This window comes from Sphingomonas sp. AC522, assembly GCF_979258125.1.
The window spans coordinates 742,888-766,211 of the sequence record NZ_OZ409836.1 but is presented as its reverse complement, the minus strand read 5'-3'; the positions used below and the strand labels follow the sequence as shown (position 1 = coordinate 766,211).

The window sequence follows — 23,324 nt, the reverse complement described above, 5'->3', positions numbered from 1 at the left end:
GCGGCTGCTACGAAGAGCGGCTGCGTGGCAACCGCCCGCTTTTCGCTACCGGCGTCCCGCCTTGGTCTCGATCAGGCGCACGAGCCGCGTCGAAACCGGGGGCGAGCGGCCCGCGGCCGGCTTTTCGAGCCGCGCCCATTGACTGTTGGCGACCATCAGCAGGTCGCGGCCCGGCCCGAGCACGAATTGCCCCGGAGCCGCGGCCGCGGGAGTGCCCCGCGCCAGCACGCGAAGCGAAGTGGCGCGCATGCCGCGACGGTCGAGCCCGATCTCGATCACCCGCGCGGGCACCCAGCCATTCTGCACCGCGACCAGCTTTCCCCCACGCAGTGCCAGTCCGTCGACTCCGTCGAGCGCTATCCCCGGCGCCGCATCGATACGGACCGTCGATCCGTCGCCCATGTCGATTGCGAGCAGGCCATAGCCATAATCGGCGACGTAGATCCGCTTGCCATCGGCGGTGACGGCCATGCCCTGTGCGCTGCGCAGCCGCCCCGGCGGGACGAGCAGGCTCAGTTCCGCGCATCCCGGCGCGCAGCGATAGATCGCGCCGCTTCGCGAATCCGCGGCGAAGACACTGCCATCGGCGCCGAGCGCGATATCGCCGATGTGCAGCTTCGCGCCCTGCACGCCGGTCAGCGCGCGCGCGCCCGATGCCGAAATCCGCATCACTCCCCCCGCACCCGGCCTGTCGCCAGGGAAGAGCGCGCTGTCGACTGCAGCCCATAGCAGCCGCCGCCGGCTGTCGAACGCAAGCGCCATCGGGAAGCCCTCAGCTTCGCTCAGGCGCAAAAAGGTCGTGCGGACGCCGCCCGGCGCGATGCGCTCGATCTGGCGCGTGGTGACGCTCGATGCGAACAGCGCGCCGCTTCGCGGGTCGCGGGCAATGCCCTCGACGAGCGGTAGATCGCCAGGAATCTCCGCGATGATTTCCGCACCACCGATAGACTCGGCGTTGCGCGCCGCCTGTGCGAGCACGACTTCCGAGCTGGGACCCAGCAGCGCCGCGATCTCCGCGCGGTCGCCAGCATCGAGCCCGCCGCCCTGCCCAACGAACAAGACCAACCATCGCGCCAGCCGCGCGCGATCCTGCGCCTTCGCCGCAACCGAGATCGCCGACAGGAGCACGCCGTTATTGCCCTTCGCACTCTCGATCAGCGCATCGTAGCGGGGAAGCGCCGCCGCCACGTCGCTGCGCGCCGCCGTACGGGCCTCGGCCCAGGCGGTGCGGATCGCCGAATAGTCGCTCCGATCGGGCAAAGCATTGCCGGAGACGAGCAGCAAAGCCGCCAACACCGGCAATCGGGCCATGGTCGCAAGCTTCATTTCCGGTCCTCCGCACCGTCGGCGATCAGGCCGCGCACGGCCTTGCGATAGCTGCGCCCGACCGGCAGATCGGTGCCATCCTCCATGGTCAGCCGATAGCTGCCGGTGGGATTGCGCCGCACGGCGCCGATTCGGCGGCGATTGACGATCAGCGAGCGGTGGACGCGCAGGAATTCGGCCTCGTCCAGCCGAGTCAGGAACTCGCTCAGCGGCTCGCGATGGAGGTAGCTGGCCTGGCCGACGACGATGCGGACATATTCGGCCTCGGCGCGGATCCAGTCGATCCGCTGGAGCGAGACGCGCACCGTTTCGCCGCGGCGCTGGATCCAGATATGCGGATCGTCGGCAGCAATATTGCCCGCGCGGCGCAGCGTCTCGAGCTGGCGCGACAGTTCGGCCAGCCGCTCGCCTGCGCTTCGGTCGGCAAGCGCGCCACGAATGCGCTCGAGCGTGGTCTCCAGCCGCGTCAGGCGCACCGGCTTGGTGAGGAAATCGATCGCTCCGGTTTCGAAGGCAAGCGTGGCGAAGCGCGGAAACGCAGTGGCGAAGACGATCAGCGGGCAGGCTCCGCCGCGCCGGATCACTTCCTCGACCACGTCGAACCCGTCGAGATACGGCATCTCGACATCGAGCAGCACGGCATCGGGAGCGAATTCGATGATGCGCTCGATCGCCTCGCCCCCGTCGCTGGCGAGCGCGACGACTTCGACATCGGGAAATCGCGCCAGCATGTCGCCCAGCCGCTGCAGCGCCAGCGCCTCATCGTCGCACAGCAGCAGCCGGATCATTCCGCCTCTCCCGCGCGCAGGCATGGGATTGCGAAATGCACTTCATATTTACCGTCGCCGGTCGGCCCGGCGGCGAAATCCACGTCTGCCCCGAAACGCGCGCGCAGCCGCTCCTCGACGTTGCCGAGTCCCACTCCCGTGCCGTGCCGCGCCGGACGCGGGTTGGTCGGTGCAGTGTTGCGGATGGCGACGTGCAGCCGTTCCGCCTCGACATGCGCGCGGATGCACAAGTCGATCGGCTCGGCCGTCACCGCGACGGCGTGGCGGATCGCATTTTCGATCAGCGGCTGGGTCACCAGGCTCGGCACCAATGCGCGCGCGGCTTCGGCGCTGACTTCCTCGCGGACATGCAGCCGATCGGCGAACCGCACTTTCTCGATGGCGAGATAGAGCGATTGGAGCTCGAGTTCGCGCTTGAGCGTGATGTCTTCGAGCGCATCGAGCGAGAGCCCGGCGCGGAGGAAATCGGCGAGATTCTCGACCATCGCCTCGGCATCCTCGGCATGCCCTGCCGAGATCAGCGCCGTGACCGAATTTAGCGTGTTGAACATGAAATGCGGATTGAGCTGATAGCGCAACGCCCGCAGCTGCGCGTCGCTGGCCACGCGCTGCAGGCGCCCGATCTCGCGGTCGCGTTCCTGCGCTTCGAAATGCGTGAGCAGCGCGTAGATCATCCCCGACACCGCGGCATAGGATGACAGCCACTGCATCAGCGCCGGCAGATAGCTCATCAGGATTTCGAGGAGCGGGCTCTTCGCCGGCAGGAACAGCTGAAAGACCGCGAAATTGGCGAGGGCATGCAGCGGGGTGGCGGCCACCGCGAGCCCGATCGTGATCGCCACCCGGGCACGCGGCGAGGCGCGGCGAGTGCGCGCCAGGATATTGGCGATGCCGAAAGACAAGCCGATCGCAAGCATCGCGACGCATAATCGCGGCACCAATCCGGCAAGGCTTTCGCTCTCGACAAAGGCCATGCGCTGCGCGGTGATCAATCCGTATTGCGCGATCCAGAACAGCACGATGAACAGCGCCAGCATGCGGCGCGCGCCGCCTGTCATTGTCGGCGGTACAGGGCTGGTGTCCAGGATCACGCGTCCTTGGTACCGGGCGGCCCGTAAAGGCGAAACAATCAATAGGGGACGTTCGTAGCGGCGGCGTGGCGGTTCGTAGCAGGATCGCCTAAACCTGGCCGCATGACTGCACCGCTGCACATCGCCTTCCTGCTCTTCCCGGGCGTCACCCAGCTTGATCTGACCGCGCCGGCCCAGGTCCTGTCGCGGCTCGGCGATGCCAAGCTCGATCTCGTCGCGAAGACGATGGCGCCGGTTCCGACCGACGCGCAATTTGCGCTGCTGCCGACCGCCACTTTCGCCGATGTGCTGCGCACCGATATCCTCTGTGTGCCCGGGGGTTTCGGCACGGTGCCGGCGATGGAGGACGAGGAGACGCTCGCCTGGCTGCGGCAAGTCGGCGCCGAGGCCGAGTGGGTGACCAGCGTGTGCACCGGTTCGCTCCTGCTCGCCGCTGCGGGTCTGCTCGGCGGATATCGTGCGGCATGCCATTGGGCCTCACGCGAACAACTGGCCTTTTTCGGGGTCGAGCCGGTGGCCGAGCGAGTCGTCTTCGATCGCAATCGCGTGACCGGTGGCGGCGTTACTGCAGGGATCGATTTCGCGCTGGCGCTGACCGCGGCGATCCGTGGCGAGGCGCACGCCAAGTTCATCCAGCTCAGTCTCGAATATGATCCGCATCCGCCGTTCGACAGCGGCTCGCCCGAGCGCGCCGATCCCGAGACGCTGGCACACTATAAGGCGATGGTCGAGAAATACGCCCCCGGCCGGGTCGAGAAAGTCAGGGCTATTGCCGAAAAGCTTGCACAATAGGATTTCGCCTGCTTGGCTGAGTCGGTCGGCGCTGCCGTCCGCTCTTTGAAATTGCCGGCACGCAACGCCCTTGGTCAGTGCGAACATTGGGAACATTCGCGTCAGTCGAGCGCCTTGGCCGCGCCCTTCAGATCCTCGACGAACATCGCATATTCGTCGGCGGCGCGCTCGCGATCGGGCATGCGCAGCAGGAAGCTGGGGTGGATGGTCACCCAGCCAAGCTTGCCTTCGGCCAGTTCGAGCGCACGGCCGCGCATCGCCGTGATCGTGACTGCCTTGCCGAGCATCTGTCGCGCCGCAGTGGCGCCGAGCGCGACGGTCATTTCCGGGCGGATGAGCAGCCGCTCCTGCTCGTACCACCAGCGGCACGCGGTGATCTCTCCGGCATCGGGCTTGGAGTGGATGCGGCGCTTGCCGCGCTGCTCGAACTTGAAATGCTTGACCGCATTGGTGACGTAGACCCCCGCGCGGTCGATCCCCGCCTCGCCAATGGCGCGGTCGAACATCTGGCCTGCGGGGCCCACAAACGGCCGGCCTTCCAGATCCTCATTGTCGCCCGGCTGTTCGCCGACGAACATCATCCGGGCATCGACCGGGCCCTCGCCGAACACGGTCTGGGTCGCATGCTTGTAGAGATGGCAGCGCGTGCAGCCCATCGCCTCGTCGCGTAGCGCCTGCCATGCGCCGGCGATATTGCCGCCCAGATTGTCTCGCGCCGACTGAACCATTGCCGTCTCCCGCTGGCGCGCGCCGGCGACCAGATCCTTGACCAACGCCGTCTCGGGCATGTTTTTCCAATATTTTCGCGGCATCTCCTTGAGCATCGCGCCGACCTTCAATCGCGCCGGGTTGAAGGTCGAAGTGTAGTAGGTCTTCCAGACATCCTCGATCGGATCGCCCTCCGGCGCATCGGCCTTGGTCGCGCCCGGCCCTTCCGACAGTGTCTCGCCGTCCCAGTGGATCGAGAGCTCGGGCGTGAGGATCGACCAGCGCATGTTGGCGAAGCGATCGACGAAGAAGCGGGCATTGGCGCGGACGATGTGATGCTCGGGCTCGAACCAGGCGACATAGCGCGCCGCGCCGTCCTGCTCGATTTCGCGGAAGCGCACAAAGGCGCGCATCTTGTGAATGTCGCGGCGGACCGCCTTAGCCATTTCCTCGAGCCGGCGGACGAGCGGGTCGGCATGATCGTCGATGCGCTTGGGGTTGTCGATCAGCCCGGCCAGCAAGGTATAGAGCAAAGCGAAGCGCTGGGGCTCGCTGTGGAGGATAATGGTCTGGGCGAGATCGAGAAACGCGCGCGGCACCTTGAACGGGCGGGGTGCTGCGGATTGGAGCACGGCTTCGTCGCCGAACAGATCGGCCGGACGGTCGCCGACTTGCCAGACGACCTCGGAGGGCGGCACCGCAGCCCCGGCCAGCGCGCGGGCGGCATCGCGCCAGCCTTCGAAATCATCCTCGGCGGCTAACCCTACGACACGCATCGGCTCTCAACGCTTGGCGCCGGAATCGATCCATTCGCGTAGCATCGCGACGCCTTCCTTATGGACCGTGGCGCGGCCGAGTTCGGGCATGGCGATGCCGGGATCGGTGCTTTCCATCCGGTAGATCAGGATCGAGGCATCGGCATTGCCCGGCTGGATCGCGAAGTCGCGCCCGCCCGAGCCCCTGCCCGCAGCCACCGGGCGCTTCAGGATACCGCGCGCGTTCGCGTCGGGCTGCTGCCAGTCGAGGAACAGGCCGGAGTTGGAAGCGGCACCCGCAGGATTGTGGCAATGCGCGCAATTGATCTCGAGATAGGCGCGCGCGCGATCGCCGAGCGGAGCCTTGGCATCGTCCCACCGCGCCACGCGCGGCGCCCCCCTGGGCAGCCGGTCGAGCATCCCCGCCGCGAGCAGCCCTTCGAGCTGGCCGTCCTGGTTCAAATAGCGCGCCTTGACCCCGATCGGCGCGATCTTGCCATCCAACGCGTGGCAATCCTTGCACTGGTTCTGGTTGGGCACCGCATAGCTGATGCTCCGCGGCTCGCCCAAAGGATCGGTGAAAGTTACGGGCACGCGCATGCCGGCGCGTTTGAGATCGGCGTCGGTCCCCGCGGCATTCCACACATAGGGGATCGCCACCCAGCCGCTGGCGCGGTGGAGCAGCAGGCGCGTCTCCAGCGGCTTGAATGCGCCGCCCTGTTGGTAGCCAAAGGTCTTGATCAGCGCCGCTCCGACAGGAAGATCGAGCGCCTTGTCGGGCTGGTACCCCGCCTTCACTCCCACGGGCAGATAGAGATAGCGCTGCTTCTCGGCATAGTCTGAGAAGAGCGGCGTCTCGAGGTCATAAGCGGCGACGCGCGCGTTGGGCGTGCGCGTCGCCAGATCGGCGAAGAATCCGTACTCCGAAAGATGCGCAGGAAAGCCATCGGCGGTGATCGCCGCGTCGTTGACCGCATTAGGCCGACCGAGAAGCGCGGCCCCGAAGATCAGCGCCGCGGCAAGCAACGACTTCACTTGGCCGCCGCCTCCATCGCCGGCGGCAGGACCACGCGCGCCGCGCTTGGAGATGCGGCACCGGTGAGCTTGGCGAGGCCCGGCTGCGCCGTCTCAACCGGCGCGCCGAGCTTCAATCCCATTCCGAGCACCGGCACTCCGTCATCGACATGCAGCGTGGCGGGATCGCCGGTGCCGTCCCACAAAATTGGGGGAATGCTGCCGCCGAACGCCGCAGCGAGCTGATCGCCGCCGGGGAGCTGCGGCGCGAACCCGGCCTTGCCGTGGCGATTGCCCGAGATGCTGATGCTGCGCGGCAGGGGATTGTATTTCGCGTCGTCATATTTCTCGCGGTACGAGATCAGCATGATGTTGCTCGTCGCGTTGCCCGACAAGTCGTTGTCGGTGACGCTGACATTGTCATTGGCCATGATCAGCACGCCGGTGCCCTTGCGGACCGTGGCGACGATATTGCCCTTGGGTGCGAAATTGGCCTGATCATTGTCGATCACCCGATTCTTGAACACGCGCACATCGCCGCCACCCATCTTGGGGAGGTTGGGCAAATCGAAGACGAGGATGCCACCGGTATTGTGCGTGGCGGTGTTACCATAGACATCGGCGTGACGGCTATTCTCGATCTCGATGCCCGCGACATTGCCGCTGACCGTGGAATTGCGCACCACGATCTGCTCGGACTGACCCACATAGATGCCCGCATCCGACGCGCCCTTCACCAGCACGCCATCGACAAGGATGTGGGTGCTGGAGACCGGATAGACGCCGTACGCGCCGTTGGTTTCCTTGGGACCGCCGGTCCATTCGACGCGGATGTTCCTATAGACGATACGGTCTGCGCCCTTGGACTTGATGCCGTCGCCGCGCGTGTCCTCTACCGCGAAATCGCGCAGCACCACGTCGTCGGATGTCACTAGCAATCCTTCGCCCGCGCCCATCTGTCCCTTGAAGCTGAGCACCGTCTTGTCGGGTCCAGCGCCGCGCACGGTGACGCGGTCGACGTCGAGGCTGAGGCCGTCGGTCAGATCGAACCGCCCCGCGCCGATGCGGACCACATCGCCGGGCTCAGCCTCGATCAATGCGGTCTGGAGCCGTTCCTGGGCATTGGCGCCGGCCTCGACCACCACATCCTTTGCGGCGGCAGGCGCGGCAACCAGCAACACGGCATACAGCACGGTCCGAAGCATCATTCTCTCCTGCTTTTCGGCAAGTCTAGCCAAGCAGGAGTGAATTGACACCCTTGTTAATTACTCGCGCTCGTCGCCCGACGCAGTCTCTTCGGCACGCTCTTTTTCCTTGGGCTTGCGGCGCTCGAAGACTTCGGCGAGGCGCGCCTCCTCTGCGCTCGACAACTTGTCGGAAGCGGCGGGAAACATATCCTCTTCCTCCTCGTCGATGTGATGCTCGTAGCGGTGGCGCATCTCCTCGAACTTGGCAGTCCATTCGGGGCTCTCGGGATCGAGATCGCTCAGCTCACCGAAATAATCGTCGACTTCCTTGTGCTCGGAAACCGAATGGCGGGCTTCGTCGCGAAGGTCGGGATTGGCGAGCATCGTCGCGTAGAGCGATTCCTCCTCCGCGGCGGCATGCGCGCTAATTTCGATGCGGAGCGCTTCGAACAATTCGGCGCGATCGGCTAAATTGGCAGCGGCCAGCTCGGCGAGCATGGCGCGGTGGCGGTCGTGATCGGCTTTGAGGTCCTGAAAGATGCGCGCGTCGGCCATATGAGCTCCCTTGTTGCGCGGCCCTAACAATTCAGGCGGCGAATAGTTCTAGCTGTTCGCGCTTGGGCGCCACGAAGCTGCGAAGATCGGCGCGATCGGTGAGCGCCACGGGCCGCCAATCCTCGGTGACGAGGAAGGGGCGCATCTTCGCGATCGAAACGGTAAGCCGCGCGACATCCGCGAGCCGCAGCCGCCGCCACCGGCGCGTGGCGAGGATCGCATCGACTGCCTTCACGCCAAGGCCGGGTACGCGCAATAAGGCTTCGCGGGGCGCGCGATTGACGTCGACGGGAAAGCGATCGCGAAACTTGAGCGCCCAGGCAAGCTTGGGATCGATATCAAGCGGCAGCATGCCCGTCGCGGGGTCAGCGGCCTGAGCGACTTCAGCCGGCTGATAATCGTAGAAACGCATCAGCCAATCAGACTGATAGAGCCGGTGCTCCCGCATCAGCGGAGGCCGCTGCAGCGGCAGGACGGCGCTAGCATCCGGGATCGGGCTGAACGCCGAATAATAGACGCGGCGCAGGGCAAAACGGTCATAAAGCCCGGCGGCGCGCTGGATGATGTCGCCATCGGTTGCCGCGTCCGCGCCGACAATCATCTGCGTCGATTGGCCAGCGGGCGCAAATTTCGGGGCCGATTTGAAGCGCTTCTTAGCGTCGCCCAAATCCTGGATCGAGGATTTGACATCCCTCATTGCGCCTTCGATGCGCGGCGCGGATTTTTCCGGGGCGAGCCGGTTGAGGCCGGCAACCGTCGGCAGCTCGACATTGATCGAGACACGATCGGCATAGAGCCCCGCCTGATGGATAAGCTCGGGATCGGCGTCGGGAATGGTTTTCAAATGAATATAACCGTGGAAGTCATGCCCTTCGCGCAGCAGCTTCGCGACCCGGACGATCTGCTCCATCGTGTAATTGGGCGAGGCAATGATTCCCGAGGAGAGGAACAGTCCCTCGATATAATTGCGCTTGTAGAAATTGAGGGTGAGATCAACGACTTCCTCCGGCGTGAAACGCGCGCGGCGGACGTTCGAACTTTTGCGGTTGATGCAATAATGGCAATCGAACACGCAGCTGTTGGTCAGCAGAATCTTGAGCAGCGAAATGCAGCGGCCGTCCGGCGCATAGGCATGGCAAATGCCCATGCCTTCGGTCGAGCCGATGCCCTTGCCCCCCGCCGACGACTTGCGCTTGGCGGTGCCGGAGGAGGCGCAAGAGGCGTCATATTTGGCGGCATCGGCGAGGATCGCCAGTTTTGCGCGCAAATCCAATTGTGCCATATGTTCCATCTATGTTCTTGAGATTGCAGAGTCCAGCAGCTTGTGGGAAATGCGCGGCGAAGGGATAGATTTGATGGGCCAGCGGAACTTGCGGACGCTTATGTTGGCACTCGTCCTCACTTGCTCTCTAGGTTGGCTCTTCAAGGCGCATTGCACGGTTGGCGGGTGGAGCGGCGGCGAGCAATACACTACCGGCTGCTATAGTGACGCCGTCCCGTTCTGGACGGCACGCGAAGTCGACAAGGGCAAGGCGCCTTATTTCCAGGCACGGATGGAATATCCGGTGCTCACCGGCGCCGCGATCTGGGTGGAGGGGGGCATCACCCGGCTGCTGTTCGGGCAGAGCGCCAATGCCACGCATTTCCTGGGCGTAGTAACGGTAGTGAACGCGCTGCTCGCCGCACTGGTGCTGTCGCTATTCGTGAATGCGGGGATGGACAGCCGGCGGCTATGGATGTGGGCGCTGGCGCCGCCGCTGATCCTGTATGTCGGGCATAATTGGGACATGGTGGCAGTTGCGCTGGCGGTCGGGGCGATGCTGCTTGCCCGCCGAGGCTGGCTGGTGAGCGCGGCGGCGATGGCGGGTCTCGGCACTGCGGCGAAGCTGTGGCCGGTGCTGATGCTGCCGCTGCTGGGCCTGAGCGCGTTGTTCGAGCGCGAGCGGACCTGGCCGGAGCGGCTGCTCCGCGCGACTGCGCTATCGGCGGCGGCTATCGGGGCCTGGGCGCTCGTCAACGCGCTGCCGGCGCTGCTCGCCACCGAGAATTGGAGCGAATTCTACCGCTTTTCCCAAGAGCGCGGCGGGACGGCGGCGGGGACGTGGAATGTGCTGGCCAATATGGGCTGGCTGTTCACCTGGGCCGACGACCAAAACCGCTATGCGGCGATCCTGTTCGTAGCGGGTGCGGCGGCGATCGTCGGCCTTGGCTGGCGGCGACACTACGAGCATCTCTGGGTGCTGTTCACGCCGGTGCTTGCCTGGTTCATGCTCACCAACAAGGTCTATTCGCCGCAATTCGACTTGTGGCTCTACCCGATGCTGCTGCTGACGGCGCCGCGCTTATGGCCGGTCGGGCTGTTCCTGCTGGGGGACGTGGCAGCCTATTTCGCCGAATTCTGGTATTTTGCCGGGATGGAACGCGCCTGGCCGGCGGCGCACTTTGCCGATGTCGCGTGCGCGGCGGTAATCCGGGGCGCGGCGGTGCTGTGGCTGATTGTGGATGCAGTGCGGCGGGATCCGCCGGAGTGGATTTTTGGGATGTCGCTGGGTCAGCGAGCAAAAGGTTAGCGATACCTCGCCGTAAGCTCTTGCCTAGCCATATCACCCGGAGGCCACCCACCCCCAGCCCCTCCCTTGGAGGGAGGGGAGGTAAGGAGTTTAGGGAAGGGGGAGGTTCTCGGCTTCCTTCTTGGCGGCCTGGCGCTCCTTCTTGGCGGCAGTCGCCTGCTGGACGAAGCAGCCGGTCGATCCGCCGACGCCGACGGTCGAGCAGCTGCCGGTGCCCATCCGGCCCGCGCCAAGCGCACCCTCCGAGCGGACCGCCCAGCTCTCATTGGCCTGGGGGCGACCTTCGGTCTCACGCAACGTCTTAGGGATTCGGAAGCGCTCGGATTCGTCGAGGCGGCGGCAAATGACGATCTCTTCGCCATCGCTGTTGGTCGGGCATTTATCGTTGCCGTAGATCAGCAGCACACTGTTTTGGGAGCCAGACTGCGCCTGTGCGGTCGGAATCAAGGCGGGGGCCGCCACAAATGCGGCCAGGAGAGCGATCTTCTTCAACATCTGCCTGCTCCTTCGATGGGCTTAGCGCGCCTTATGCGAGTGCCCGCGTTAACCTGGCCTGTCAGATTCGCTTGGACAGCGCAATCGCGGCACGGCAGCCCAAGCGTATCAGTCCGGACAACAATGGATAGCCGATAAGGTTCTCCGCCCCCGCCGCGATCGCGGTGTCGCGGTGCTCGAGCTCCTCGTCACGAAACTGCGCGACGGCGTCGCGCAGCTCGGGATCGCCGTCTCCCAATTCCTCGAGCTGCTGGCTATAGTGCAAATCGATCTCGGTCTCGACGGCGGCGGTGCATGCCATCGCCGCGCTGGGGCCGATCGCGGCGGTGACTGCGCCGAGCGCGAAACCCGCCACGTTCCAGAAAGGCTGGAGCGCAGTCGGGCGCACCTCACGGCGCGCCATCATCGCATCGAAAAAGGCGCGGTGGCGCTCTTCCTGCGCGGCCATGCCGGCGATGGTGCGCGCGGTGGGGATGCGATCCCCCATCACCGCCAGCTGCCCGGCATAGATGCGCGTCGCACCATATTCGCCGGCCTGGTCGACCCGGACCATCGAATGCATGCGCTCGCGCGCGTCGCCGGGCTTCCAGCTCATCGTGAGCGCCGCACGGCCAGTGCGAAGATCAATATTGCGCCGCCGAGCGAAAGGATCGCATTGAACCCGGCCAGGCTGATTCCGAACAGCTCCCATTGCGCTGCGTCGCAGCGGACGATCGGCGCACCGATCTGCTGGCGCAGGATTTCCATAGGATCGCCGCCCGCGACATGCGTCGAGCAGGGGGTGATTCCGGGCCACCAATGATATTCGACGCCGGCGTGGAATATGCCGATGCCACCCGAGACGGCGATGAGCACCGCGGCGAACAGCACGAACAGCATCTGGGTCGGCCGGTGGCGAATGGCGAACGAGCATGCAGCCACGATGATCGCGGCATAATGCGGCCAGCGTTGCCAGTGACACATCTCGCAAGGCACGAGACCGCCGATCACCTGCGAGCCGAGTGCGCCGGCGATCAGCACCAGCGGGAGGAGCAGTGCGATCAGGCGCGCGGTGCGAAGTCCGTCGCTGCGCATATCAGCGATTCTTCGCCGCGACCTGCGGCTTGGGGCCGAGGCGCGCGATCGTCTTGAGCGCGTAATGGAGCTGGAAATCCTCGATCCCCTGCTTCTTCAATTGCTCCGCCGTGGCGGAGAAGCGCGGATCGGTCGCGACATCCTCTTCGAGGACATTGTCGTCGACCTTATCGCTGTTGATCAGGTGACGCCGGAGGTCGGCTTCGCGGATGACGGGGCGATCCTTGTAATCCTTGTCCGAGATTTGCGGCACGACGAGATCGGGGCGGATGCCGCCCTCCTGCACCGAATGGCCCGACGGCGTGTAGTAACGTGCCGTGGTCAGGCGCAGTGCGGCGCGATCGCCCATCTGCAGGATCGACTGGACCGATCCCTTGCCGAAGCTGCGCACGCCCATCACCAGCCCACGATGATGGTCCTGGATTGCGCCCGCCACGATCTCGGAAGCCGAAGCGGTGCCCGAATCGACCAGCACCACGATCGGCAGCCCGCGCGCGAGATCGCCGGGGACCATCGATTCGGCATAATAGCGCTCGATATCGCCCTTCTCGCGGCCGCGCTGGGAGACGATCTCACCATGGCTGAGGAACACGTCGGACACGGCGATTGCCTCGCTGAGCAGACCGCCGCCATTCTCGCGCAAATCGACGATATAGCCGAGCGGCTTGCGGCCAAGCTTCTTGTCGATCTCTTGGATCGCCTTGATCGTGTCCGCGCCGGTCTGCGCCGTGAAGGTGTTGATGTTGATGATGCCGACGCCGTCCTTCACTTCCCACTTCACCGGCTTCTGGATGATGACTTCGCGCACCAGCGTGAACTGGAGCGGCTTTTCGGCGCCGGGGCGGACGATGGTGAGGGTGATCTTGGTGCCCGGCTTGCCGCGCATCTGCTCGATCGCCTCATCGAGCCCGCCGCCGACGATGAACTTGCCATCGAGATGGGTGATGAAATCGCCCGACTTGATGCCGGCGCGCGCAGCGGGCGTGTCCTCGGTCGGCGCGATGACCTTCACCGCGCCGTTTTCCTGCGTGACCGTCAGCCCGAGTCCGCCATAATTGCCGTCGGTCTGGATCTTGAGATTGTCGAATTCGAGCCCGTCGGCATAGGAGGAATGCGGATCGAGCGCGGCGAGCATGCCCTGGATCGCGCCCTTCACCAAAGTCGCGTCATCGACCTTGTCGACATAATTGGCCTTCACGCGATTGAAGACCTCCATGAACATGTCGAGCTGGCGGTAGCTCGCAGTATCGACCTGCGCCATCGCGCCCGAGGCGATGGGGATCAGTGCGAGCGCGCTGACCGCGGCGGTGACCTGGAGAAGCGGACGGAGCATCGGGACGACCTTCAAATAAGCGACTGGCGGCGAGCGTAGGGCACAAGTGATGTAGTGCAGGATAACGGCATTTGCACGGCGTGTCAGGTGTCGCTGTGCGGTTCGTTCGCCAAACATGCGCTGCCACCCCGACTTGTTTCGGAGGTGACGAAGAAGCTCGGCCGGCGGGCTAGTCGAGCAATTGGGCAAGATCCATCGGTTCGCCGCGGCGGCGCAGCTCGATCGTGATCTGAGGCGCGTCTCCGCCCGGCGCGCGGCCGATCGCGGCGCCCTGCCCGACTTGATCGCCGACCTTGACTGCGACCGCGCCTAGCCCGGTGACCAGCGAAGTCCAGCCCTTGCCGTGATCGATGATCACCACCGCTCCATAGGCCCGGAACGGCCCGGCATAGACGATGCGGCCGGCAGCGGGCGCGATGACCGGCGCTTCGGCAACGCAGGCTAGCGTGATGCCGCGGGCGCGCACTCCGGTGGCGGAAAGCTCGCCAAGCCCGGTCACGACTTGCCCAGCGACCGGCAGGCGATAGGGAGCGCTACCGGCGCTGCGGCGGGGCGCGGCCGTGTCGCCGGTGCGCGGGAGCGGGCCGGGAAGCGCCGAGAGATCGCCCTGGATTTCGGCAGCCTCGCCGGCATTTTCCATCTGATCGACGATTTCGCGGGCGCGTTCGCCAAGGGCTAAAGCGCGGTCCGATTCGACCAGCGCGCCGCGATCGAGCTCGCGCGAGCGGGCGCGATGCTCGCCCTCGAGCTTGACCAAAGCCACGCGCTCGGACTCGATCCGGCCGCGTGCTTCGCGCAGGCTTGCGACTGCGGATGCCGCCTGGGCGCGCAGGCCGCGGATACGCTGAAGCTCGACGCGGACACTGGCAGTGCGCGCCTCGACCACCGGCATGGCGGTTCCGAGCACGGCGCGGACATGGACCATGTCTTCGGTCGAGCCGGGCTGGACGAGGCCGAGCACCGGCGGGCGGCGGGCCATCGACTGAAGCGCGGCGATCAGGCGGAGGATCGGGCCCTGGCGCTCGGCGACCAGAGTGCGCTGCTCGGCGAGTTGGCGATCGACGATGCCGATCCGCGCGGTGGCGGCGGCGATATCGGCCTCCGCGGCCTTGATCCGCTCGGCGGCGGCTTGTTCCTGCGCGCGCGCCTGCGCCGCTTGGTCACGCTCGCCCGCGGCGGCTTGCTCAAGCGCCTTGGCGCGGGCCTGTGCGGCCTGGGACTGGTTGTTGGCGCTGCGCAGCCGCCCCTGCTGCTCGGCGAGGCTGGGGATTTGCGCGGCGGCCAAGCTGCCGGTCGCCAGAATCGCAAACATGCTTGCGGAGAGGACGGCGGCGCGGATCACGCGATCACCCTTCGCGGTGATAGGGATGGTTGGCAAGGATTGAGGCGGCGCGCCACAATTGCTCGGCGAGCATCGCGCGGGCCAGCATGTGCGGCCAGGTGGCACGGCCGAAGGAGAGGAGGAGGTCTGCCTGCGCGCGCTCGTCCGGGCCGAAGCCGTCCGCGGCGCCGATCAGGAAGCGGGTCTCGCGTACGCCATCGTCGCGCCAGGCGCCAAGCCGCTCGGCCAGCACGCGCGAGGGCAGATTGTCGCCGGTCTCGTCGAGCATCACGACGCGCGTGCCGGGGGCGAGATCGGGCATCTTGCCGCCGGTATCGGGCAATTCGGTGACCCGGGTCGGCCAGGTCACGCGCTTGAGATAGCGGGTAACCAGCTCCGCCTCGGGTGAGCGCCCGATCTTGCCCCTCGCTACGATGTGGAGGAGCATGGCCGGCTCAGGCGTTGGCGGCGGGGGCTTCGCCGAACGACCACATGCGTTCGAGATTGTAGAAGCTGCGCACTTCGGGGCGGAACAAGTGGACGATCACGTCGCCGGCATCGATCAGCACCCAATCGGCGGTCTGCAGGCCTTCAACGCGGGGTGAGCGGCCGCTCTCGGCCTTGATCTTTTCGGCAAGCTTGTTCGCCATGGATGCGACCTGGCGAGTCGAGCGCCCTGAGGACACGACCATGTAATCGGCGATGCTGCTCTTGCCGGCGAGCGGGATCGAGACGGTCTCGACCGCCTGATCGTCGTCGAGCGATGCCAGAATGAGCTTGTGCAGCGCCTCGACTCCGTCGGACTTGGGAACAGGCGTGACATTGGGCGATGTGGCCAAGGGGCCTCCTAAGGGTGAACGAGAGCTGTGCCACTGGGTTTTGGAGCCGGCGGGAAACGCCGATGCCAGGCAGGGTCGGCGGCCCGAAGGCTTGTCGCCGAAGTCGGATCGGGGCGGAAGCGCAGCAGCACGAGGCCCGGCAATCTCCAACTCGTCCAGTTCTTAGCCTGGCCTGCGGGCCGCACAGCGCGCCGCAGCCAACCCATCGCAGGACTTGCGCGGGCACCTGCATCATATCCCGGACGGGCGATAACCGCAATCGGAACCTGCCGCGCGATCCCGCGCCAATCGCGCCACCGGTGAAACTGATTGAGGTTATCCGCGCCCATCAGCCAGATGAAGCGATGCTTGGGGAAGATCCGGGGGAGCTTGGCGAGCGTATCGGCGGTGTAGCGGGTCTTGAGGCGCGCCTCGATCGCGGTTGCGCGGATCGGGGCGTGGCGGGCCATGGCGCGGGCTGAGGCAACGCGCGCGGCGAGCGGCGCCATGCCCTCGGCTGGCTTGAGCGGATTGCCGGGCGAGACCAGCCACCACACTTCGTCAAGATCGAGCACGCGGATGGCGTGGAGGGAGATCGCGCGATGGCCCTTATGCGCCGGGTTGAACGAGCCGCCGAGCAGGCCGATCCGTTTCAAGGCCGCGCCTGGCCGGTGCCGCGCACGACCCATTTGTACGTCGTCAGGCCCTCCAGCGCGACGGGGCCGCGGGCGTGGAGGCGGCCGGTGGAGATGCCGATCTCGGCGCCGAGGCCGAACTCGCCGCCATCGGCAAACTGGGTGGAGGCGTTCCATATGACGATGGCGCTGTCGACTTGGGCGAGAAAGCGCTCGGCGGTGGTTTCGTCCTCGGTGACGATCGCGTCAGTGTGGTGCGAGCCGTGCGAAGCGATGTGCGCCATGGCTTCGTCCGCGCCATCGACTAGCTTCACCGAGAGGATGCTGTCGAGATATTCGGTATCCCAATCTTCACCGGTCGCAGGCAGCGCGCGCGGTTCGATCGCCTGGATTTCGGCATCGCCGCGCAGTTCGCAGCCGGCATCGGCTAACGAAGCCAAGACGGGGGCGGGATCGACAAACGCGCGGTCGATGAGCAGGGTTTCGGTGGCGCCACAGATGCCGGTGCGGCGCATCTTGGCGTTGAGCGCGAGATCGCGCGCCATCTCGGGGTCTGCGGCGCGGTCGATATAAGTGTGGTTGATGCCGTCGAGATGCGCGAGCACGGGAACGCGGGCTTCGGCCTGGACGCGCGAGACGAGGCTCTTGCCCCCGCGCGGCACGACCATGTCGATCAGCCCCTCGGCGGCGAGCATTGCGCCAACCGCCGCGCGATCGGTGGTGGAGACGAGCTGGACTGCGTCGACGGGCATGCCCCCGGCCTCGAGCCCGCGTGCGAGCGCGGAGTGGATTGCGCGGTTGCTGTGCACCGCCTCGGAACCCCCGCGGAGAATCGCGGCATTGCCCGACATCGCCGCCAGCACGCCGGCATCGGCAGTGACGTTGGGACGACTTTCATAGATGATGCCGATCACCCCGATCGGCACGCGGACGCGGGTGAGGACCAGCCCATTGGGCCGTTCGGTGCGCTCGATGATGCGGCCGACGGGGTCCTCGAGACGGGCGACGGCTTCGACTCCGGCGGCAGTGCTCTCGACGCGGGCAGCGTCGAGCCGCAGCCGATCGAGCAGTGCGCCGGACAAGCCCTTTGCCTCCGCGCCGGCCATATCGAGAGCATTGGCGGCGACGATCGCTTCCGCATCTTCGCGGATCGCCTGGGCCGCGGCGAGCAAGGCGCGGCTCTTGTCGGCGCTGGCCATCGCCGCGAGCCGCATTGCGGAGGCACGGGCGCGCTTGCCCATTTCGGCGATCATCTCGGGCACGTTCGGTTCGGCCATTCCGATCCGCTAGCACGCACGAAACGAAGCTGATAGGCCCGCATCATGGTGGGGGAAATCGAAGCTGCCGGGGAACTGGCGACGGGCGCAATGCTCGGGCGCGCAGTCGAGCCGCGCGCGGGCGAAGGACATGGCGAGGCGGAGCTCTGCCTAAATTGCGGCACGACACTGGTGGGGCCGCATTGCCACCGCTGCGGGCAGAGCGGGCACGTCCATCGCTCGCTCGGCGCGATCGGGCACGAAATCCTGCACGGTGTCGCCCATTTCGAGGGCAAGCTATGGCGCACGCTGCCATTGCTCGCCTGGCGGCCCGGCGAGCTTACGCGGCGCTATGTGGAAGGCGAGCGGGCACGCTTCGTCTCGCCAATGGCGCTGTTCCTGTTCTCGATCTTCGCGATGTTCGCGGTGTTTTCTTGGGCCGGGATCACGGCGCCGAGCGACATCAAGACCGGCAGCCCCGAGACGCAGATCGAAGCGGCGCGCAAGGGCATGATCGAAGAACGCAAGGAACTGGCCACCTCGCTCGATCGCCGTCCGGTGGGCCATCCCAAGCGGGTGCGGAACGAAAAACGCATTGCCGAACTCGACCGCGTCATCGCCGACCTGCCCAAGGTCGAAAAGACCAGCGACGGCAATGGCTTCCACATGTCCACGCGCTACAGCGGCTGGCCGCCGCTCGATCACGGCATCGAGAAGTGGAACAAGAACCCGTCGCTGATGCTCTACAAGCTGCAATCGAGCATCTACAAATTCTCGTGGTTACTCATCCCGCTATCGCTGCCATTCCTATGGCTGTTGTTCGCGTGGCGGCGCGAGTTTCATCTCTACGACCATACGGTGTTCATCACCTATTCGATTGCGTTCATGTCACTGCTGTTCATCGTCATCACCGTGGCGGCGACGCTGGGGCTGGCCGGCGGATGGCTCGGATTGTTGCTGTCGGCGGTGCCGTTCGTTCACCTCACCCGCCAGCTCAAACAGGCTTATGGGCTCGGCTGGTTCTCGGCAATCGTGCGTTCGGTGATCCTGACGGTGTTCATCGTGATCGTGCTGCTGCTGTTCCTACTGATCCTGCTCGCGCTGGGGATGACCGGCTAGATCAGCGGCACGGATAGCGGCGCTGCATGATGCCGTAAAATGCCGCCTTCATGCTCATGCCGCGCTGCGCGGCCGGGATCCGCTCGAGATCGGCGAGCAATTCCTGGGGCGTCATCTTTGCTTTGCCCTTGGGTGGGGGGCAGCTGTGCGGCTTGCGGCCGGCGGCCTTGTCGGCATCGACATCGGCGCGATAGGCGGACCCGATCGCGAGCATTTCGTTCTTCAGCACCGTATAATCGGAGGAAAACCAGGCAAGCATCCCCTTGGCCTGCAGCGCCTTTGCCTTGGCGAGGAACTCGGCCACGTTCATCGCGCTTGCCGGTGTCGCGATCATCGTTAGTGCCAAAGCCGCCAGAACCAGACGCCGCATACGAAAACCCTCCCTCGAAATTTCGAGGAAGGGTTTTCGCGAAAGACTGTGGCTGAACTCGGGCGGCCGATTGCCGTGCGGGATCAGGCCCCTTGCGGCGTGGGATTGCCGAACGGATTCTTGGGACGGCGGATCTTGGGGATCGACGTGCCCGCGACTGCAACCGTAGGCGTCGGAGCATCGGGATCGTCGCGCCCGAGATCCTCGCCGGCGATCAGCCGCTTGATCTCCTCACCTGTCAGCGTCTCGAATTCGAGCAGCGCCAGCGCGATCGTGTGAAGCTGATCGACATGATCGGTCAGGATCTGGCGCGCACGGCCCAGGCCCTGTTCGACGAAGCGCTTGACTTCGCTATCGATCATCCGCGCGGTTTCGTCCGACATCGGCTTGGCCTGCTGCATCGCGTAACCGAAGCTTTCATGGCTGTCGCTGAAATCGAGCGGGCCGACGGCGTCCGACAGGCCCCATTTGGTGACCATCGCGCGGGCGAGCTTGCTGGCCTGCTGGATGTCGCTCGACGCGCCCGAGCTGACCTTGTCATAGCCGAACACCAGCTCCTCGGCGACACGGCCACCAAAGGCGACGGCGATATCGGCATGCATCTTGTCGCGGTGATAGGAATAGCTGTCCCGCTCGGGGAGCGGCTGTACCATGCCAAGCGCGAAACCGCGCGGGATGATCGTCGCCTTGTGGATCGGATCGGCGGTGGGTTCGTGCGCGAAAACCAGGGCGTGACCCGCTTCGTGATAAGCGGTCATCCGCTTCTCATCCTCGGTCATCACCATCGAGCGGCGCTCGGCACCCATCAGCACCTTGTCACGCGCGTCGTCGAATTCCTGCGCCGCCACCAGCCGCTTGCCACGGCGGGCAGCGAGCAACGCGCCTTCGTTCACAAGATTGGCGAGATCGGCGCCCGAAAAGCCCGGCGTGCCGCGCGCGATGACGCGCGGATCGACGTCCGGGGCCAGCGGCACCTTCTTCATATGGACCTGGAGGATCTTCACGCGGCCCTCGATATCCGGACGCGGCACCTGGACCTGGCGATCGAAGCGGCCTGGACGCAGCAAAGCGGGATCGAGCACGTCGGGGCGGTTGGTCGCGGCGACGATGATGATGCCTTCGTTCGAATCGAAGCCGTCCATCTCAACGAGAAGCTGATTGAGGGTCTGCTCGCGCTCGTCATTCTGGTTGCCAAGCCCGGCGCCGCGCGAACGACCGACTGCGTCGATTTCGTCGATGAAGACGATGCAGGGAGCCGACTTCTTGGCCTGTTCGAACATGTCGCGCACGCGGCTGGCGCCGACGCCGACGAACATCTCGACAAAGTCCGAGCCCGAAATGCTGAAGAACGGCACACCTGCCTCACCCGCGATCGCGCGGGCGAGCAGCGTCTTGCCGGTGCCGGGCGAGCCGACCAGCAGTGCGCCCTTGGGGATCTTGCCACCAAGACGCGCGAACTTGGTCGGGTCCTTGAGGAACTCGACGATCTCCTGCAGCTCGTCGCGCGCCTCATCGATGCCGGCGACGTCGTCGAAGGTGACCTTGCCTTCCTTCTGGGTGAGCAATTTCGCGCGCGACTTGCCAAAGCCCATCGCGCCCGAGCCCGAATTCTTCTGCATCTGGCGCAGTACGAAGAAGGCAATGCCCAAGAAGAGCAAGAACGGCAGCGAATTATAGAGCATGTAGAGCCAGATCGACGGCGTCTCTTCGGGACGCGCATTGATCACCACGCCCTTGGCGCGGAGCCGCTCGACGAGCTGGGCGTCGCCGGGATTTGTGGTGCGGAACTTGCTGTCGCCGGTGAGGATGCCCGCGACGGCGCCGGTGCTGGGCGAGAGATTGACTTCACGAACCTCACCCGCCTCGACCTTGTCGAGGAAGGCCGAATAGGGGATCGTGTTGCCCGCGGCCTGCGCGCCGGGACGATCGAACATCGTCACGAACAGCGCGAGCGCCGCTAGAATCCCCACCCAGATCAACAGGCTCTTCATCCAGGGGCTGCCGCCGCCGTTGCCGTCGCCTTGCTGCTTGTCGTTGTCGTTCATCGAGATGTCGCACCTTTCGTGACCCCCAAGATAGGCGCACGCAGGTTAATGGCAATGGAACGGTGCATGCTTTGGGTCGATCAGTGTGATCGGCGCGGCGGGGCCAGCCGGAAAATGGCCGTCCTGTCCCGCACCGACATCATCACGCCGGCGCGCGTTGCGCCTCTGCCCGCCGTATAGGCGTCGAGCAAAGGTTCGATTCCGGCCGCGTCGAACGGGCGGGCGAGGAGATGCCCGATTGCGCGGCGAACGAGACGGCGGCTTAGCTCACGGCTTAGCCCATCCAGGTCGAGCGTGACGCGGCCTTCCGACAGCATAGCACGGTCATTCCACAGCAAAATGGTCACATCGTCGAGCGCCTGCTGTGCCTCGGCGGCATATTCGGCAGTGGCGGCGATCTGCGCCGCGTCTAGCTCGGGGCTTGCGGCAAGCAATTGGCGGAACCGCGTACGATCATGCGCCGGATCGGCATTGCTGGGGTCTTCGACGAAGGGGCCCTTTGCCTCGGCGATCGCGCGCAGTTCGGCGCGGCGCCATTTGAGGAGCGGGCGCACCAAGGCGAGCGTGCCGCCGCCGGCTTCGAGATCGCGGCGGGCGCGGATGCCGGCCAGCCCCGCAACCCCCGATCCACGCGCGGCGCGCATCAGGAAAGTCTCGGCTTGGTCGTCGGCGTGGTGCGCAGTGAGCAGGGCCCCTGCCCCCTGGTCCAGCGCCCATGCGGTGAGCAGCGCATAGCGCGCTTCGCGGGCGCGGGCCTGAATGCTGGCGCCGCGGATCGGGTCTGTGGGGCGGAGGATGGTGTGGGCGACGCTGAGGGTGGCGCAATGTTCGGCGGCCATCGCCGCTTCCTGAGCGGAGCCCTGGCGCAGTTGGTGATCGACGGTGGCTGCGATCAAATGGCCGGGGAAAGCGGCATGGGCGAGCGCCAGCATCGCCATGCTGTCCGGACCGCCGGAGACGGCGAGGGCCACCCTAAAATCCTCCCCCAGTTTCGCTGGTCCCCCTCCGTCTCCGGGGGAGGATTGGATCAGCGCCTGCAGGTCGCGCCGGAACCGCTCGACCGTCGCCGGATCGAGCGTCACCGGATCACTTGCACTTCTGCTCGGTGCGCCCCTTGGCCACGCCGGCAGTCATCTCGGCGGAAAGCTTCTCGCCGTAAAGCTGAGTGAGCTCGCCATAGACCTTGCACACTTCGCTCGACGGCTTTTTCAGCTTCACCAGCGCCTGGGCCAGATAATAGAGGCTGTCGGGCGCGCGCTCGCCATTGGGGTTCTTCTTGTAATTCTCGTAGAACGCGACCGCGGCAAGGCTCGGCGCATTGGCGTCGAGATAGGCGCGGCCGAGCAGGTTCTGCGCATAGCTGGCGCGGCGGTGCTTGGGATATTTGGTCGCGACGGTTTCGAGCTCGCGGCGCGCCTCGGGGTAGAGCTTGGCCTGCCACAGGCGATAGCCATAGGAATAGCCATCCTCCGCCGCATCGCCGCTGTCGGGCCGTTCGATTGCCGCAACCTGCGCGGCGCGGGGCCCCGTCGGCTTGGGCGTATCGGCGGAGGGCTTGGGAGTCGTGGGCTTGGGCGTGGCCGGTTTGGGAGTCACCACCGCAACATCGGCGGCGGGGACGATCGGATCGCGCTCGGCGACCGAGGAAGCGGTGTCTTCCAGCGCCTTGATCCGCGCGTCAGTCGAGCGCTTATAGGCGTTGAAGGCCTCTTCGAGCTGGCGCAGGCGATACTGGCCCTGCTCGACCTGGCCGGTGATCGCGGCCGATTGGCTTTCGAGCGCCGAGACGCGCGCGCCGAGATCGACCAGCGGCCCCGAAGACGGCACGCCCGGCACATTGGTGTTGGACTCGGGCACGATCTGTGGCTCGACGGTCTGGCCCGCCCCGCCGGGGAATACCTTGCGCTGGACCGCGCGCATCTCGCGCTCGAGCCGATCGACGCGTCCGCCGATCGCGGCATCCTGCGCCTGGGCGGTTCCGATAGTGCCAATTGCAGTGGTCACGAGTGCCGCCGCCATCAAGATACGCATAGATTCACACCCCCCGGTGCAGGATTGCCGCTGGTAAGAAC

24 protein-coding genes are annotated in these 23,324 nt (G+C 65.8%); 3 read left to right on the top strand and 21 right to left on the bottom strand.

Features of this window, described 5'->3' with window-relative positions:
- Positions 1-45: 45 nt before the first annotated feature.
- Genes ACZZZM_RS03950 through ACZZZM_RS03940 form a run of 3 tightly spaced genes read right to left on the bottom strand, consistent with a single transcriptional unit; the run spans position 46 to position 3,205 of the window.
- Positions 46-1,326, bottom strand: a complete 1,281-nt coding sequence (locus ACZZZM_RS03950) for an SMP-30/gluconolactonase/LRE family protein (protein WP_463593808.1) — start codon at positions 1,324-1,326, stop codon at positions 46-48.
- Positions 1,323-2,114, bottom strand: a complete 792-nt coding sequence (locus tag ACZZZM_RS03945) for a LytR/AlgR family response regulator transcription factor (protein ID WP_463593807.1) — start codon at positions 2,112-2,114, stop codon at positions 1,323-1,325. Before ACZZZM_RS03945 ends, ACZZZM_RS03950 begins: the two co-directional genes overlap by 4 nt.
- Positions 2,111-3,205 carry a sensor histidine kinase gene (locus ACZZZM_RS03940; RefSeq protein WP_463593806.1) on the bottom strand — a complete coding sequence of 365 codons (1,095 nt, stop codon included), beginning with the start codon at positions 3,203-3,205 and terminating at the stop codon, positions 2,111-2,113. The genes ACZZZM_RS03945 and ACZZZM_RS03940 overlap by 4 nt, the downstream gene beginning before the upstream one ends.
- A gap of 102 nt (positions 3,206-3,307) precedes the next feature.
- Between ACZZZM_RS03940 and ACZZZM_RS03935 the strand changes: the two genes are divergently transcribed.
- A complete protein-coding gene (locus tag ACZZZM_RS03935; RefSeq protein WP_463593805.1) occupies positions 3,308-3,997 on the top strand; it encodes a DJ-1/PfpI family protein in 690 nt (229 codons plus the stop codon).
- Between the two features lie 101 nt (positions 3,998-4,098).
- On the opposite strand, the gene ACZZZM_RS03930 is transcribed toward ACZZZM_RS03935, so the two are convergent.
- Genes ACZZZM_RS03930 through ACZZZM_RS03910 form a run of 5 tightly spaced genes read right to left on the bottom strand, consistent with a single transcriptional unit; the run spans position 4,099 to position 9,498 of the window.
- On the bottom strand, positions 4,099-5,481 hold the full coding sequence (locus ACZZZM_RS03930) for a UdgX family uracil-DNA binding protein (protein ID WP_463593804.1): 1,383 nt from the start codon (positions 5,479-5,481) through the stop codon (positions 4,099-4,101).
- 6 nt (positions 5,482-5,487) lie between these two features.
- Positions 5,488-6,495, bottom strand: coding sequence for an SO2930 family diheme c-type cytochrome (locus ACZZZM_RS03925; protein ID WP_463593803.1), 1,008 nt, complete (start codon positions 6,493-6,495; stop codon positions 5,488-5,490).
- Complete coding sequence (locus ACZZZM_RS03920) at positions 6,492-7,679, bottom strand: parallel beta-helix domain-containing protein (RefSeq protein ID WP_463593802.1); 1,188 nt, start codon at positions 7,677-7,679, stop codon at positions 6,492-6,494. The genes ACZZZM_RS03925 and ACZZZM_RS03920 overlap by 4 nt, the downstream gene beginning before the upstream one ends.
- Positions 7,680-7,739: 60 nt before the next feature.
- Positions 7,740-8,216, bottom strand: a complete 477-nt coding sequence (locus ACZZZM_RS03915; protein WP_463593801.1) for a hemerythrin domain-containing protein — start codon at positions 8,214-8,216, stop codon at positions 7,740-7,742.
- A 31-nt stretch (positions 8,217-8,247) separates the two neighbouring features.
- Positions 8,248-9,498, bottom strand: a complete 1,251-nt coding sequence (locus ACZZZM_RS03910) for a putative DNA modification/repair radical SAM protein (RefSeq protein ID WP_463593800.1) — start codon at positions 9,496-9,498, stop codon at positions 8,248-8,250.
- 100 nt (positions 9,499-9,598) lie between these two features.
- On the opposite strand from ACZZZM_RS03910, the gene ACZZZM_RS03905 reads away from it, so the two are divergent.
- Positions 9,599-10,786: a hypothetical protein gene (locus ACZZZM_RS03905; protein WP_463593799.1), complete on the top strand. Its 1,188-nt coding sequence runs from the start codon at positions 9,599-9,601 to the stop codon at positions 10,784-10,786.
- Between the two features lie 90 nt (positions 10,787-10,876).
- Here ACZZZM_RS03905 and ACZZZM_RS03900 read toward each other — a convergent pair whose 3' ends face one another.
- From ACZZZM_RS03900 to ACZZZM_RS03860, 9 genes are all read right to left on the bottom strand, one after another.
- Positions 10,877-11,281: a hypothetical protein gene (locus tag ACZZZM_RS03900; protein WP_463593798.1), complete on the bottom strand. Its 405-nt coding sequence runs from the start codon at positions 11,279-11,281 to the stop codon at positions 10,877-10,879.
- A gap of 61 nt (positions 11,282-11,342) precedes the next feature.
- Positions 11,343-11,876 (bottom strand): demethoxyubiquinone hydroxylase family protein, encoded by a 534-nt coding sequence (locus ACZZZM_RS03895; protein ID WP_463593797.1) that lies wholly within the window; start codon positions 11,874-11,876, stop codon positions 11,343-11,345.
- Positions 11,873-12,355, bottom strand: coding sequence for a disulfide bond formation protein B (locus ACZZZM_RS03890; protein WP_463593796.1), 483 nt, complete (start codon positions 12,353-12,355; stop codon positions 11,873-11,875). Before ACZZZM_RS03890 ends, ACZZZM_RS03895 begins: the two co-directional genes overlap by 4 nt.
- A 1-nt stretch (position 12,356) precedes the next feature.
- Positions 12,357-13,688 carry a S41 family peptidase gene (locus ACZZZM_RS03885; RefSeq protein WP_463593795.1) on the bottom strand — a complete coding sequence of 444 codons (1,332 nt, stop codon included), beginning with the start codon at positions 13,686-13,688 and terminating at the stop codon, positions 12,357-12,359.
- A gap of 169 nt (positions 13,689-13,857) precedes the next feature.
- Entirely contained in the window at positions 13,858-15,030 is a 1,173-nt protein-coding gene (locus tag ACZZZM_RS03880) for a murein hydrolase activator EnvC family protein (RefSeq protein WP_463593794.1), read from the bottom strand.
- 4 nt (positions 15,031-15,034) lie between these two features.
- A complete protein-coding gene (locus ACZZZM_RS03875) occupies positions 15,035-15,457 on the bottom strand; it encodes a 23S rRNA (pseudouridine(1915)-N(3))-methyltransferase RlmH (protein ID WP_463593793.1) in 423 nt (140 codons plus the stop codon).
- Between the two features lie 7 nt (positions 15,458-15,464).
- Positions 15,465-15,848 carry a ribosome silencing factor gene (rsfS, locus tag ACZZZM_RS03870; protein ID WP_463593792.1) on the bottom strand — a complete coding sequence of 128 codons (384 nt, stop codon included), beginning with the start codon at positions 15,846-15,848 and terminating at the stop codon, positions 15,465-15,467.
- Positions 15,849-15,856: 8 nt separating this feature from the next.
- Entirely contained in the window at positions 15,857-16,483 is a 627-nt protein-coding gene (locus ACZZZM_RS03865; protein ID WP_463593791.1) for a nicotinate-nucleotide adenylyltransferase, read from the bottom strand.
- Complete coding sequence (locus tag ACZZZM_RS03860) at positions 16,480-17,739, bottom strand: glutamate-5-semialdehyde dehydrogenase (protein WP_463593790.1); 1,260 nt, start codon at positions 17,737-17,739, stop codon at positions 16,480-16,482. Before ACZZZM_RS03860 ends, ACZZZM_RS03865 begins: the two co-directional genes overlap by 4 nt.
- Positions 17,740-17,784: 45 nt before the next feature.
- On the opposite strand from ACZZZM_RS03860, the gene ACZZZM_RS03855 reads away from it, so the two are divergent.
- Positions 17,785-18,837, top strand: coding sequence for a DUF3667 domain-containing protein (locus ACZZZM_RS03855; protein ID WP_463593789.1), 1,053 nt, complete (start codon positions 17,785-17,787; stop codon positions 18,835-18,837).
- 1 nt (position 18,838) lies between these two features.
- Here ACZZZM_RS03855 and ACZZZM_RS03850 read toward each other — a convergent pair whose 3' ends face one another.
- The 4 genes from ACZZZM_RS03850 to ACZZZM_RS03835 all read right to left on the bottom strand — a co-directional run bounded on the left by ACZZZM_RS03850 (position 18,839) and on the right by ACZZZM_RS03835 (position 23,283).
- Positions 18,839-19,207 carry a hypothetical protein gene (locus ACZZZM_RS03850; protein WP_463593788.1) on the bottom strand — a complete coding sequence of 123 codons (369 nt, stop codon included), beginning with the start codon at positions 19,205-19,207 and terminating at the stop codon, positions 18,839-18,841.
- A gap of 83 nt (positions 19,208-19,290) precedes the next feature.
- Complete coding sequence (gene ftsH / locus ACZZZM_RS03845) at positions 19,291-21,252, bottom strand: ATP-dependent zinc metalloprotease FtsH (protein ID WP_463593787.1); 1,962 nt, start codon at positions 21,250-21,252, stop codon at positions 19,291-19,293.
- Between the two features lie 80 nt (positions 21,253-21,332).
- Positions 21,333-22,223 (bottom strand): tRNA lysidine(34) synthetase TilS, encoded by an 891-nt coding sequence (tilS, locus tag ACZZZM_RS03840; RefSeq protein ID WP_463593786.1) that lies wholly within the window; start codon positions 22,221-22,223, stop codon positions 21,333-21,335.
- 115 nt (positions 22,224-22,338) lie between these two features.
- On the bottom strand, positions 22,339-23,283 hold the full coding sequence (locus tag ACZZZM_RS03835) for a tetratricopeptide repeat protein (protein WP_463593785.1): 945 nt from the start codon (positions 23,281-23,283) through the stop codon (positions 22,339-22,341).
- Positions 23,284-23,324 lie beyond the last annotated feature (41 nt).